Source organism: Mesorhizobium sp. P170090, from assembly GCF_057786115.1.
The window spans coordinates 5,150,326-5,163,299 of record NZ_JBYNWH010000001.1; the positions used below are offsets into that span (position 1 = coordinate 5,150,326).

Annotated in this window: 15 protein-coding genes; 5 read left to right on the forward strand and 10 right to left on the reverse strand. The window is 62.5% G+C overall.

Features of this window, described 5'->3' with window-relative positions:
• Positions 1–76: 76 nt before the first annotated feature.
• A complete protein-coding gene (locus AC3EML_RS25000; RefSeq protein WP_352463489.1) occupies positions 77–916 on the forward strand; it encodes an SDR family oxidoreductase in 840 nt (279 codons plus the stop codon).
• Positions 913–1,635, forward strand: a complete 723-nt coding sequence (locus AC3EML_RS25005) for an SDR family oxidoreductase (RefSeq protein WP_352522050.1) — start codon at positions 913–915, stop codon at positions 1,633–1,635. Before AC3EML_RS25000 ends, AC3EML_RS25005 begins: the two co-directional genes overlap by 4 nt.
• Positions 1,636–1,637: 2 nt before the next feature.
• Here AC3EML_RS25005 and AC3EML_RS25010 read toward each other — a convergent pair whose 3' ends face one another.
• From AC3EML_RS25010 to AC3EML_RS25040, 7 genes are all read right to left on the reverse strand, one after another.
• Positions 1,638–2,015, reverse strand: coding sequence for a DoxX family protein (locus AC3EML_RS25010; RefSeq protein ID WP_352522049.1), 378 nt, complete (start codon positions 2,013–2,015; stop codon positions 1,638–1,640).
• 73 nt (positions 2,016–2,088) lie between these two features.
• Positions 2,089–2,547 (reverse strand): carboxymuconolactone decarboxylase family protein, encoded by a 459-nt coding sequence (locus AC3EML_RS25015; protein WP_488505336.1) that lies wholly within the window; start codon positions 2,545–2,547, stop codon positions 2,089–2,091.
• Positions 2,548–2,579: 32 nt separating this feature from the next.
• Positions 2,580–3,098: an RrF2 family transcriptional regulator gene (locus tag AC3EML_RS25020; RefSeq protein WP_352522047.1), complete on the reverse strand. Its 519-nt coding sequence runs from the start codon at positions 3,096–3,098 to the stop codon at positions 2,580–2,582.
• A 109-nt stretch (positions 3,099–3,207) separates the two neighbouring features.
• Complete coding sequence (gene preA, locus AC3EML_RS25025) at positions 3,208–4,521, reverse strand: NAD-dependent dihydropyrimidine dehydrogenase subunit PreA (protein WP_023749913.1); 1,314 nt, start codon at positions 4,519–4,521, stop codon at positions 3,208–3,210.
• Positions 4,522–4,578: 57 nt separating this feature from the next.
• Positions 4,579–4,932, reverse strand: coding sequence for a hypothetical protein (locus AC3EML_RS25030; protein WP_352522046.1), 354 nt, complete (start codon positions 4,930–4,932; stop codon positions 4,579–4,581).
• Between the two features lie 108 nt (positions 4,933–5,040).
• On the reverse strand, positions 5,041–5,364 hold the full coding sequence (locus AC3EML_RS25035; protein WP_023729384.1) for a hypothetical protein: 324 nt from the start codon (positions 5,362–5,364) through the stop codon (positions 5,041–5,043).
• Entirely contained in the window at positions 5,357–6,724 is a 1,368-nt protein-coding gene (locus AC3EML_RS25040) for an NAD(P)-dependent oxidoreductase (protein ID WP_488505337.1), read from the reverse strand. Before AC3EML_RS25040 ends, AC3EML_RS25035 begins: the two co-directional genes overlap by 8 nt.
• Before the next feature lie 251 nt (positions 6,725–6,975).
• On the opposite strand from AC3EML_RS25040, the gene AC3EML_RS25045 reads away from it, so the two are divergent.
• Positions 6,976–7,380: a hypothetical protein gene (locus AC3EML_RS25045; protein ID WP_352446045.1), complete on the forward strand. Its 405-nt coding sequence runs from the start codon at positions 6,976–6,978 to the stop codon at positions 7,378–7,380.
• A 68-nt stretch (positions 7,381–7,448) separates the two neighbouring features.
• Here the strand turns inward: AC3EML_RS25045 and AC3EML_RS25050 are convergent, their stop codons facing one another.
• Positions 7,449–8,168 carry a gamma-glutamylcyclotransferase gene (locus AC3EML_RS25050; RefSeq protein WP_023699643.1) on the reverse strand — a complete coding sequence of 240 codons (720 nt, stop codon included), beginning with the start codon at positions 8,166–8,168 and terminating at the stop codon, positions 7,449–7,451.
• A 194-nt stretch (positions 8,169–8,362) separates the two neighbouring features.
• Between AC3EML_RS25050 and AC3EML_RS25055 the strand changes: the two genes are divergently transcribed.
• The gene (locus tag AC3EML_RS25055; RefSeq protein ID WP_023699644.1) at positions 8,363–9,139 is read left to right on the forward strand and encodes a VOC family protein; all 777 of its coding nucleotides are present in this window, start codon (positions 8,363–8,365) and stop codon (positions 9,137–9,139) included.
• Between the two features lie 75 nt (positions 9,140–9,214).
• Here AC3EML_RS25055 and AC3EML_RS25060 read toward each other — a convergent pair whose 3' ends face one another.
• On the reverse strand, positions 9,215–9,703 hold the full coding sequence (locus AC3EML_RS25060; protein WP_023699645.1) for a hypothetical protein: 489 nt from the start codon (positions 9,701–9,703) through the stop codon (positions 9,215–9,217).
• Positions 9,704–9,910: 207 nt separating this feature from the next.
• On the opposite strand from AC3EML_RS25060, the gene AC3EML_RS25065 reads away from it, so the two are divergent.
• A complete protein-coding gene (locus AC3EML_RS25065; protein WP_023699646.1) occupies positions 9,911–10,303 on the forward strand; it encodes a DoxX family protein in 393 nt (130 codons plus the stop codon).
• Positions 10,304–10,416: 113 nt separating this feature from the next.
• On the opposite strand, the gene AC3EML_RS25070 is transcribed toward AC3EML_RS25065, so the two are convergent.
• A complete protein-coding gene (locus AC3EML_RS25070) occupies positions 10,417–12,858 on the reverse strand; it encodes a GcvT family protein (protein WP_352522045.1) in 2,442 nt (813 codons plus the stop codon).
• Between the last annotated feature and the right edge of the window lie 116 nt (positions 12,859–12,974).

Here is a 12,974-nt window from a genome sequence, read left to right on the forward strand (position 1 = left end):
TACCAGGATAAAGTTTGAACTGTTTGGGCTGGGTCAGGCGCCCCATCTTCCATCCAGAGAGATGGAGGCTCTGAATATGGATCTGAAAGACAAGACAATCCTCATCACCGGTTCGACCGACGGCGTCGGCCGTGTCGTCGCGCAAAGGCTGGGCGCCGGCGGCGCGCGCGTGCTGGTGCATGGCCGTGACGCGGCTCGCGGCAAGGCAACCGTCGCAGAAATCGAATCCGCCGGCGGCAAAGCCGAGTTCCTCGCCGCCGACCTCGCCTCGCTAGCCGAGGTCCGCCGCCTTGCCGAGGCCGTACGCGCAAAAACCGACCGGCTCGACATCCTCATCAACAATGCCGGCATCGGCACGGCCGGCGCCAAGCGACAGCTCAGCGCCGACGGCTTCGAACTGCGCCTTGCGGTCAACTATCTCGCCGGTTTCCTGCTGACCTCGGAACTGCTGCCGCTGCTCAAGGCGAGTTCGCCGGCGCGCATCATCAACGTCGCTTCGGCCGGCCAGCAGGCGATCGATTTCGGCGATGTCATGCTGACCCGTTCCTATGACGGCGTGCGCGCCTATTGCCAGAGCAAGCTGGCGCAGATCCTGTTCACCATCGACCTGGCCGGAGAGTTGAAAGGCAGCGGCGTCACCGTCAACGCTCTGCATCCAGCGAGCTACATGAACACCACCATGGTCCGCCAGGCCGGCGTGACGCCATGGAGCTCGGTCGAGACCGGCGCCGACGCCATTCTCAACCTCGCGACATCGCCCGCGCTGGAGGGCCGCAGCGGCCTCTATTTCGACGGCCAAAGGGAGGCCCGCGCCGACGCACAAGCCTATGATGCCAAGGCCAGACAGCAATTGCGAACCCTGAGCCTCGACCTCGTCGGCCAGGCTTCCCCAAAATCGAAGGAACAGCATTCATGACCGGCAAGATCGAACACACGGTCGTCATCGGCGGCTCATCCGGCATCGGCCTCGCAACGGCGCGAAAACTGCTGGGCCCAGGCATGAAGGTGACCATCACCGGACGAAACCAGGACAAGCTCACCAGCGCCTGGAAGAGCCTCGGCGGCGCCGCCGAAAAAGCTGCCTTCGATGCTTCGAAGCCGGACGAAGTCCGCCAGTTCTTTGGGGAACTCGGACCGTTCGATCACCTCGTGCTGGCTGCCAGCGGCGGCAAGGGACTTGGGCGGTTCGAAACCCTCGACCTCTCAGACATCGCCGGCGGCGTCGACGAGAAAGTCAGGCCGCAGCTGTCCTGTTTGCAGGCAGCCTTACCGACGCTCAACAGATCGGGATCGGTCACTTTCATCTCGGCGGTGTCGGCACAATTGTCGGCGCCCGGCGTGGCTGGCATTGCCGCCGTCAACGGCATGCTGCTGACGGTGGTGCCGATCCTGGCGGTCGAACTGAAGCCTCTGCGCGTCAACGTCGTGGCGCCCGGCGTCATCGACACGCCATGGTGGGATTTTCTGGCCGAAGACCAGCGGCAGGCGGTGTTCAGCGAATATGCCGGCAAAACCCCGGTGGGCAGGATCGGCCAGGCCGAAGACGTCGCCGGCGCAATCGCGTTCCTCGTCTCCAACGGCTTCATGACCGGCCAGGTGCTGACCTGCGACGGCGGCCTGCGCTACGCGGCGTGACCTTACAGCGACTGCGCGATCAGCGTTAGAAATCCACCCGCGAGCGCGACATTGCCGACAAAGCCGTTGATGCGCGACGCCCGGTCGGGACCCTCATGGTCCCAGAAATTGTGGAACATCGGCGTCGCGACAATGAGAAACAGCACCAGCACAGCACTGGCGATCGCGGTCCACAGGCCGGCCATCACCAGCGCGCCGGCAATGGTCTGCAGGACGATGCCGGCCCACAACGCCAATCTCGCCTGCGGCACGCCGCGCGCGGCCATCAGCCCGGTCAGGAACGCCTCGTTTTGAACATTGCGCAGTCCCGCGACAACGAAGGCGCCGCCAAGCAACAGGCGGCCGAGAAACAACAGGGTCGAAGGCAAATCGACAGGCATGAAATCTTCCCCGTACTTAAGCATGAAACAGGTGGAGCGCCGCCCTCTCGACGGCGCTCCACAAACCGGACGGTCAGGCTGCTTTGGCAGCCGGCGTCGGGTGAATGGCGTGGAACGGGATGCAGAGCCGGTTCCAGGTGTTGATCATGCCGATCGCGACCGACAGCTTGACCAGTTCCTCTTCCGAGAAGTGCTCGAGCGTGCGGGCATAGAGTTCGTCCGCAACGCCATTGTTGGCGATCAGGGTCGTTGCCTCGGTCCAGGCAAGGGCCGCGCGTTCACGTTCGGAAAACAGCGGCAATTCCTTCCAGGCCGAAACCAGATAGAGCCGTGTCTCGGTTTCGCCGTCGCGCCTTGCCTCGCGGCTGTGCATCTCGACGCAGTAGGAGCAGCCATTGATCTGCGAGGCACGGAGCTTGATCAAATGCAGCAGGCTCACTTCAAGCCCGCATTCGTCGACCGCCTTGTTAAGCGCCGACATGGCTTTCATGATCTCAGGCGCCTTGGCGAAGAATTGCAGTCTCTGTTTCATCGTCTTTCCTTTCACATCTGTTTGGCGGGGGATTAAATCTGTTTGGTCGAAGCGGGTTTCTGCGGCCGCTGATGGCGCGCCACAAAGGCACAGCTGGCGGCAAACGATCGCGGATCGCCTTCGGCCTTGTAGTCAGCCACGATGTCGGACAACCGGGTTTCCGCGAGAGCGGCACGATAGGCACGCTCGGCTTTCAGCATCGCGGCATTGATGCCGCACGGCTTCACATAGGCCGAAGCATCGATCTTGACCGGGCCGCGCTGGCGGATCTCGCCGCAGCGGAAGGCCGGCTCGCGACCCTCGACCGCAAGCACGATGTCGAGCAGCGTGATGCGCTCGGCCGGACGCGCCAGCCGGTAGCCGCCCGCCGGTCCCGGCACCGATTCCAGGATGCGCGCAGTAGTCAGCTGGTTCAGATGTTTCAGCAGATAGCTCGGCGACAGGCCGAAGGACTCTGCCAAAGCAGCACCCGGCATCGTGCTGTTGCCCTCCACGCTGGCCAGTGTGGCCGCGCAATGGATGGCCGCTTCTACACCCTCGCCCAGCTTCATGATGTTGCGCTCCTATTCATGGATATCTTTTATCCTAGATAAATTCTATCTGCAATAGGAAAATGAAAAACGGCGCTCGAAAGCGCCGCTTTTTTCTTCGACCCGTTCCCTACTCCGCAGCCACCTTGGCCATCGGGTTGTTCGGGTGTGTCGTCCAATTGGCATAGACCGGCGACACCGGCTTGCCGGTGCGCTGGTCCATCACGCCGGCGGCCAGCGGCTCCATAGTGATGCAGTTCTCGACCGGGCAGACATTGACGCACAGATTGCAGCCGACGCATTCGGCCTCGACCACCTCGAAATGCCTGACGCCGTCGACCATGTTGGTGATCGCCTGGTGCGAAGTGTCCTCGCAGGCGATGTGGCAGCGGCCGCATTTGATGCAGGCGTCCTGGTCGATATGCGCCTTGGCGATGTAGTTGAGGTTGAGATACTGCCAGTCGGTGACGTTGGGCGTGGCGCGGCCGACAATGTCGTTGAGCGAGGCGTGGCCTTTCTCGTCCATCCAGTTTTCGAGACCGGCGATCATCTCCTGCACGATCTTGAAGCCGTAAGTCATCGCCGCCGTGCACACCTGCACATTGCCGGCGCCGAGCGCCATGAATTCAGCCGCATCGCGCCAGGTGGTGATGCCGCCAATGCCGGAGATCGGCAGGCCGCGCGTTTCCGGATCGCGGGCGATCTCGGCCACCATGTTCATGGCGATCGGCTTCACCGCCGGGCCGCAATAGCCGCCATGCGAGCCCTTGCCGTCGATGGTCGGCTGCGGCGCGAAACTGTCGAGGTCGACGCCGGTGATCGAGTTGATGGTGTTGATCAGCGACACCGCGTCGGTTCCGCCGGAGAGTGCGGCGCGCGCCGGCTTGCGCACATCGGTGATATTCGGCGTCAGCTTGGTGATGACAGGCATGCGGGTGTTGGCCTTGCACCAGCGCACCACCATTTCGATGTATTCAGGCACCTGGCCGACAGCCGCGCCCATGCCGCGTTCCGACATGCCGTGCGGGCAACCGAAATTGAGCTCGATGCCGTCGGCTTCGGTCTCCTCGACCACCGGCAGGATCGCCTTCCAGCTTTCCTCGACGCATGGCACCATCAGTGAGACGACGATGGCGCGGTCGGGCCAATCCTTCTTGACCTGCTTGATCTCGCGCAGATTGACCTGCAAATCGCGGTCGGTGATCAGCTCGATATTGTTGAGGCCGAGCAGGCGCCGGTCCGCCCCCCAGATCGCGCCATAACGCGGGCCGTTGACGTTGACCACCGGCGGACCTTCTTCGCCCAGCGTCTTCCACACGACGCCGCCCCAGCCCGCCTTGAAGGCGCGGATGACATTGTAGGCCTTGTCGGTCGGCGGCGCCGAAGCCAGCCAGAACGGATTGGGCGATTTGATGCCGACGAAATTGTTGCGGATGTCTGCCATGGGTCTTTCTCCTCTGGCCGTGGCGGGCTTACCGCCACCTCAAAGCGTTGCCTGCGATCATTCCTCGCATCGAAGAAAAACCGATGGCGGTTCGCCTTCGACCGTTACCGTGATCTGGTCCGGATCGCCCTTGCGCGCCTCCAACCCGACCATTCTTTCGTCCATGCGCACGGTCTCGTCCCCGTTGAGATAGACGCTGGCGCATGAAATCTTTGTCTCAACATGATCGCCGCTTGGCGGCCCGGATGTCCATTGGCAGATCGTGTGCTCGCTGAAGCCGACACCGGATGCCTCGACGGACATCCGCTCTTCACCCTTCTGGTCACACCATTGCGCATAGAGCCAATAGTCCGGTGAAGCCGCCGGCATTGCCGCGGTGCCGATGACGGCAGCGAGGATCGGCGCGATCATCGCAGTGCCCGGTTGATCAAGCGGGTCGGCTTTACCGAGGCCAACCAGAACGGATTGGGCGATTTGATGCCGACGAAATTGTTGCGGATGTCGGTCATAACTCTCCCGCTAGCTACAGATCACAACAAGAGTCATCTGAACTGCTACAGGCTCACTCGAAACGTTTCGGACGACGACCTGCCACACATGGTCGCTAAACGGATAACTTGCCGATACAACCAACGCAGTAGGGTTGGCCGGCGGGATATCAAGCGCGTAACCTCCAGAGATGAGCTCCTCGTTCCCGCACCCAAGCATAGGAGAGAACGCCTCCCCTGCGCGAACGTCCGGTTGATCAAAATATCTGGTCACACGATGAGCCGCCGAGGCGTTGGCAGAAAACAGCAACAGGCTCGTGCTTAAAGCTCCAACGAACTTGACGACGTTAGGCATTCCAGCTTCCTCCAGCCAGTGCCCGGTTGATGCTCTCCGCCGCGTCGCGGCCTTGCGCGACGGCCGAGACCGTCAAATCGTCGCCGCCGAAGATGCAGTCGCCGCCGGCCCAGACATTGGCGAGCGAGGTGCGGCCTTCCGCATCGACCTTGATGCGGCCGGCTTCAAGATCGATCGAGGCGCCGCTTCCATTAAGCGCGGCCGGCACAAAGCTCTGGCCGATGGCCTTGAACACCTGGTCGGCAGTAAGCGTCAGCGTCTCGCCCGTGCCGGCAAGCCTGTCCCCGTTCATGGCGGTGTATTCGAGCTCGATGCCCGACACTTTGCCAGCCTCGGCGATGACCCGCTTCGGCTGCAGCCAGTGGCGGATGGTGACGCCGTTGGCCGCGGCCAGATCCTGCTCGAACTCGGAGGCGTTCATGTGCTCCTGGCCGCGCCGGTAGCAGATCGTCACCTGCTCGGCGCCGAGCAGCTTCGACTGCACCGCGGCATCGATCGCCGTCATGCCGCCGCCGATGACGACGACGCGCCGGCCGACCGGCAGGCTCGCGAGATCGCTGGCCTGGCGTAGCTCGGCGATGAACTCGACCGCATTGACAACGCCATCGGCGTCCTCGCCATCCGCGCGCAACGCATTCACGCCGCCTAGCCCCATGCCGAGGAAGACGGCATCGTAATTCAGGATCAGGTCCGACAGCTGGTAGTCGCGGCCGAGCGCCTTGCCGTTATGGATATCGATGCCGCCGATCCCCGTGACATAGTCGACCTCGGCCTGGGCGAAATTGTCGATGCTCTTGTAGGCGGCGATGCCATATTCATTGAGGCCGCCGGCCTTCGGGCGGGCTTCCAGAATGGTGACGTCATGGCCCTGGCGGGCGAGCCGGTGGGCCGCGGCAAGACCGGCCGGTCCGGCGCCCACGACGGCGACCGACTTGCCGGTCAATTCAGCGCGCGGATAAAACTGCTTGTGCTCGGCCATGGCGACATCGGTGGCGTAGCGTTGCAGGCGGCCGATCTGCACCGGCTTGCCTTCCGCCACCTCGCGCACGCAGACCTCTTCGCAAAGCGTCTCGGTCGGGCAGACGCGGGCGCACATGCCACCCAGTATGTTCTGGTCGAAAATCGTCTTGGCCGAACCGATCGGGTTGCCGGTCGATATCTGGCGGATGAACAGCGGAATGTCGATCGAGGTCGGGCATGCATTCATGCACGGCGCGTCGTAGCAGAAATAGCAGCGATCGGATTCGACCAGCGCTTCGTGGTGATCGAGCGGCGGATGCAGATCGGAAAAATTCTCGGCGTACTGGTCGGCGGCAAGCCGGCCGCCGGCAATGCCGTCCTTGAACTGGCCTTCTGGCATCGTCAGTTCCCCTGTTTTCGTTTTGGGGAAGGCTAGCACGTTTTATTTTTTTATCAATTGGTCAATTTTCGACCCAAGCCGCTGAAAAGATTAGCTGGTAATATGATTTAGTTGCTCATGTTATGAGTGACGGTTGCGTCCTCAAAGAGGGGAGCGCGATAAGCTCCAAGTCGCGGCAAGCTGTTCCAGGCCAGCGCGAAATGATAGGGCGCTTGAGCACGATGCGCGGCTTTCATTCAACGGAGAAGGCGATGACCGATGATAGGGAGACGGCTCACCGGTGGGAGCCCGTGGGAGATTTACCTCTGGCTGCCTGTCAGGTGTGGCGTCTAAAATCCGACAATAACTTTGAGCTGACCGTCGAAGGCGACTTCGGGACATCGGAACGAACTCTCAAGATCGATTTTCAAGGGGTAGTAGCCCTGGCTGCCCATGATGACATGCTGGGACTGACCAAAATCCGTGCGGACACCTCGATCCCATTGATTGGATCTGGCAGGCAAGCCTCCTACAGGTGGCCGATCCTGCGAGTGGAGAACTCGCACTGGTTGCGATCGACACTTGGCCCGACAGAAGACTGTACGCATTTTCTGCTGCTCAGTCTCGAATGCACGGTTGAGGTCATTGCTCGTGAAGCCACTCCTTCTTGGATCTGATCACCCGGGGAGCGAAACGCCTTGAAACCGCATACGCTCCGGCACAGGCCAAGATTGGTGGCTGTTCGCTACGAAGGTGCCAGCTGTAGGCTGGCATCTGAGCGGCCGCCATGGATCGACCTGATCTCGTCGGCAACCAGTTGCTGCAGCCGCCACAGATTGCGGTCGCGGATGCCGAATTCCTCGAGGTGGCTGACGGTGTTGTAGAGATATTCCGCGCCCGAGCCGACATGGCCGCAGGCTCTGGCAAGCACCCCCGCCACCGTGTCCAGCGGCTGCCCGAGCGACGTTCCCCTGCCAGTCACCCCGACCCAGAAGCCGAGCGCCCGTATCCGGCCCTGCTCCGTGCGCACGGGAACCCACCGGACCGAGCTGACACTCTCATGGTCGTCGATCTCGCGCCGCAGCAGTCTTTCGATCTGCTGCGGCTTGTCGCCGTCGGGCAGGCGGTAGATGACGCCGTCGCATCGGCCGCCGCGTTCGAGCGCCATCATCAGCCCCGGCTGCGCGACGCTGCCGCGCCAGCGCACCATGTCGAGGCAGAAGGAGCGATGCCAGCCAAACGCAGTGGCGCGCTGGCGTTCGACGGACTCGAAAGCCGGCTTCCAGATCAGCGAGCCATAGGCGAACACCCATAACGGCCCCGCATCGGCTTCGTCGGAGAGCTGTAAGGCAAGCGTGCGAAAATCCTCGTCGTTCAGCTGCGTCCAGCTGCCGTCCGGCCCGGGATCGACCTCTTCGCGATGACACAGTGACACAAGCTCAGGCGTGAGCGACATAAGGCGCATGAAACGACTACCCCTCGTTTGCCCAAGGAAAGTCGAAAACCGCCGCACGTGCAAGGCGTCGAGCGGGACGAAGTGCGGAACGATGTGTCAACGCAGCCGTTGAACTTTCTCCGCTTCGCTGTCGGATTCGCGTCGCTGAAACGTCCTTTGATGGATCGGACGACGATCTATGCATGAAGGTGAGGAGACCGAAAATGCCGAAATCCCCAATGCCCTTCTTCTGGTACGAGTTGATGACCAGCGACCTCGATGCGGCGCAAGCGTTCTACACGAGCGTGGTCGGCTGGCGGGCCGAGCCCTTCGACAAGGCGCCCGGCATGCCGCGCTATATCGTGGTGAACTCCGCCGAGCGTGGCGTCGGCGGGCTGATGACCCTGCCCGAGGAAGCAGCCAGGACGGGTCTGAAGCCGGCCTGGTTCGGCTATATCCACACCAGCGATACCGATGCCTCGACCGAGGCACTGAAAGCCGCCGGCGGGGCTGTTCACCGCGAACCCGACGACATTCCCGGCGTCGGCCGTTTCTCCGTCGTCGCCGACCCGCAAGGCGCCGCCTTCATGTTCCTGCAGCCCAATGGTCCCGACCAGCCCGTCCTTCCGGCAACGACGCCGGGCCATGTCGGCTGGCACGAGCTTTATGCGGCCGACCGCCAGAAGGCCTTCGATTTCTATTCAAGCCAGTTCGGCTGGACCGATGCCGGTAGCATGGACGTCGGCGAGATGGGCATCTATCAGACCTTCTCGGCCGGCCCTGAATCCGGCGGCGGCATCATGAACAAGCCACAACAGCTGCCGGTGCCGGTGTGGCTGTTCTACTTCAATGTCGATGCCATCGACGCAGCCGCCAAACGCGTCACCGACAATGGCGGCAAGATCGTCATGGGTCCGATGCCGGTGCCGACCGGCCAATGGATTGCCCAGTTCACCGATCCGCAAGGCGCTTATTTCGCGCTGATCGCGCCGGGCCGCTGATCCCCTCCGGTACTCGCCTGCACGGAACTGCTCTCATCGCGCCGCTGGTGCGATGAGAGGCGCGTCCGGGCGCGGTCACTCCGGCGCCAGCACCGCAACCTTGAGGTTCTCTTTCCTGGCGCCGCTGAGCTGGATCGTGGCTGCGCCAGGCGTCAGCTTGAAGCGCAGGCTCTTGCGGACGCCGAGGCAGGTCTTCACGCCGCTGAAACCGGCTGATTTCACGGCCTGGCCATCCTGAATGACGTCGACCCAGGCCTCATCGGACAGGCTGATCTGGAGCTCTCCTTGCGTTGGCACGGCCACATTTGCCGTCGCGCCGAACGTGCCGGCTGCCGGCGCGCGTTGCGGTGAGACCGTGAAGCTGACCGCATCGACCGGCTCCAGCGCCATATCCGCGGCTTCGCCAAAAGCAAGAGAGGCACCTGACTGCGCGGCGGGCGCTGCCGGAAACAGTTCCTGCTCGCGTGTTACCGGCCATTTGAAGGCATCGCAGCCAGCATCAGCGGCCACGGCGAAACTGGTGCTTGCGAGGATTGCGAACAGGCTGATGGCGACTTTTTTCATGGCGAAGGAACCCGTCTGGTTTGGAGTGTCTACTCGCAGATATACAACCTTAACGAGATTTATGCAACCATAACGAGAGCAAATTTCGAAGTCAGACTGGAAATAATTGCAATCACCGATTGTTGATGACAGGCCATGGGAAGTGAATGGTCCAGCGCCGGGTGATGATTTATGGCCGGGCCACATGGTTGGAAAAATGGAGTTTAGATGAAGCTTTTTGACGGTCTCGCCAGATTTCAGCCGCAGGCACTCGGCGTCCTGCGCATCATCACAGCCCTGCAGTTCATCGAGCATGGCTCGCAGAAACTGTTCAATTTTCCGGTCAGCGCCGAGCCTCACGCTCTTACCGGCCTGACGGCGACGGCAGGCATCCTGGAATTCGCCGGTGGCATCCTGCTGGCGCTCGGTCTGTTCACCCGCCCGGTCGCGTTCCTGCTGGCCGGCGAGATGGCCATCGCCTATTTCATGGCGCACTACCCGCGCGACTTCTTCCCGGTCAACAACAGCGGCGATGCCGCGATCTCCTTCTGCTTCATCTTCCTCTATCTGGTGTTTGCCGGCGCCGGCGCCTTCGCGCTCGACAACCGCCGCAGCACCTGACGCGCCTGATGCATGTCGCCCAAAAGTGCGCAGCGGTTTTGGGATAACGACTTACACAAAAAACGACTTGCACAAAACAAGAATCTGAAGCGCCTCGGCGAAGCCGAAGCGCTTCAGGCGCGCATTCGCTCGAAGTTCGCGTCAAAGAGCGGCGCTGCCTGAACGCGCGCCGCGTGGCGCTTGCCCAAAAGTTCGATTTCGAAGCCGTCGCTCTTGTCTGCGATCTCCTTCGGCACATAGCCGATGGCGACGGATTTCTTCGAGTGATGCGCATAGCCGCCCGACGTCACCCAGCCGCGCACCGCGCCATCGTACCAGATCGGCTCGTCGCCGATGACATCGGCATCGTCGGCATCTAGGATAAATGTGCGCAGCCTGAGCTTGCCGCCCTGCTTGCGCTCGGCAAGAGCGCCGGCCTTGCCGACGAAATCGGCATCCTTGCCATAGGCGACGAAACGGTCGAGCCCGGCCTCCAGCGGCCCGTAGATCGGCCGGTATTCGCGCGCCCATGAGCCGTAGTTTTTCTCCAGCCGCAGCGCATTGAGCGCGCGCGAGCCGAACAGGCCGAGGCCGAATTCCTCGCCTGCCGCCATCAACGCCTGGAAGGCAGCGCGCTGATATTCCGGCGCCACCCAGATCTCGTAGCCGAGATCGCCGGTGTAGCTGACGCGGCCGACCAGGCACGGCGCCGTGCCGATGTCCATTTTCGCGACCGCCATGAAGGGGAATGCGGTGTTGGCGACATCCGCGCGGCTGACCTTTGCCAGCACCTCCCTCGCCTTGGGCCCCGCAATGGCGAGGCCGGTCAGCCTCTGGCCCAGCGCCTCTATGCGCACTGAGCTATCCGCAGGTAAATGCGCCTCGAACCAGCGCATATGATATTGCTCGGCAATGCCGGAGCCGGCGATGAACCACTCGGTCCCGTTGGAATTGGGGGCACCGATATTGGCCAGCGTGAAATCGCCGATGAGCTTGCCGTCATCCTTCAGCATCGGCGCCAGCGTCATGCGGCCTGGCTTGGGCAACTTGCAGGCAAAGATCAGGTCGAGCCAAGCGGCCGCCCCTTCTCCCGTCACCTTGTATTTGGCGAAGTTCGAAATCTCCGCCAGGCCGACGCTCTCACGAACCGTCGCGACCTCATTGGCGACATGGGAAAAATCGCTGGACCGCCGCCACGAGAACTCGTCCCTGACACCCTCGGGCGCAAACCATAGCGGCACTTCCAGCCCATAGGACACGCCCCATTGCGCGCCCTTGGCCGATAGCAGATCGTAGATCGGAGTCGTCTTCAGCTGCCGCCCCGCGGGCAGTTCCTCATTGGGGAAGCGGATCGAGAAGCGGCGCGAATAGTTCTCGCGCACCTTGGCATTGGTGTAGGCCATCGTCGCCCAGTCGCCGTAGCGCGCGACATCCATCGCCCAGATGTCGGCGCCGGGATCGCCCTCGATCATCCAGTTGGACAGCGCCAGGCCGACGCCGCCGCCTTGTGAAAAGCCCGCCATGACGCCGCAGGCGACCCAGAAACCCGGTAGCCCGCGCACCGGCCCAACCAGCGGATTGCCGTCCGGTGCAAAGGTGAAGGGCCCGTTGATGATCTGCTTGATGCCGGTCCTCTCGAAGGCCGGGAAATGCAGGAAGCCGACTTCGAGCGACGGCGCGATGCGGTCGATGTCCGGCTCCAGCAGTTCATGACCGAAATTCCACGGCGTCTGGAATTCGGACCAGACCTTGTTGGCCTTCTCGTACGTGCCCATCAGCATGCCGCCGCGCTCCTGGCGCAGGTACAGCTCACCATCGAAATCGACGGCATGGATGATCTCGGTCCCGGTCTTGGCGTTCCAAGCCGCCACCTCGGGCATATCCTCGGTGATCAGGTACATGTGCTCCATTGCCAGCACCGGCAGCTCCAGCCCGACCATGCGGCCGACCTCGCGCGCCCATAACCCGCCGGCATTGACGACATGCTCGGCCACCACTTCGCCCTTGTTGGTGATGACGCGCCACATGCCGTCGGGCCGGCGCACAATGTCCTCGACCTTGGTGAAGCGCTCGACCTCGGCGCCCAGTTTCCGCGCGGCCTTGGCATAGGCATGCGTAACGCCAGAGGGATCGAGATGGCCGTCCTCCTTGTTGCGGACGGCACCGACGAATTGTTTCGGGTCGAGCAGCGGCATCAGCTCGGCCGCTTCATTGGCCGATATCTCCTCGAGGTCGATGCCGAGGTAACGCCCCTTGGCGACGACGCCGCGCAGCCAGTCGAGCCGCGCCTCGGTTGCCGCCAGAAGCACGCCGCCGGTCAGATGTACGCCGGTCGCCTGTCCCGACAGCTCCTCGATCTCCTTGTAGAGCGAGATCGTGTATTTCTGCAGCTTGGCGACGTTGGGGTCGCCATTGATCGTGTGCATGCCGCCGGCCGCATGCCAGGTCGAGCCGGAGGTCAGCTCGTCGCGCTCCAAAAGCACGACATCGGTCCAGCCATGACGCGCCAGATGGAACAGCACCGAACACCCGACGACGCCACCGCCAATGACCACGACCTTTGCATGCGATTTCATGAGTTTTTCTCTGTTATCAATGAGTTGGGAACGTAGGATGAATCGGAAAAGGAAGCGCCAAGCGACCCCCCTCTGGCCTGCCGGCCATCTCCCCCTCAAGGGGGGAGATCAGCAGC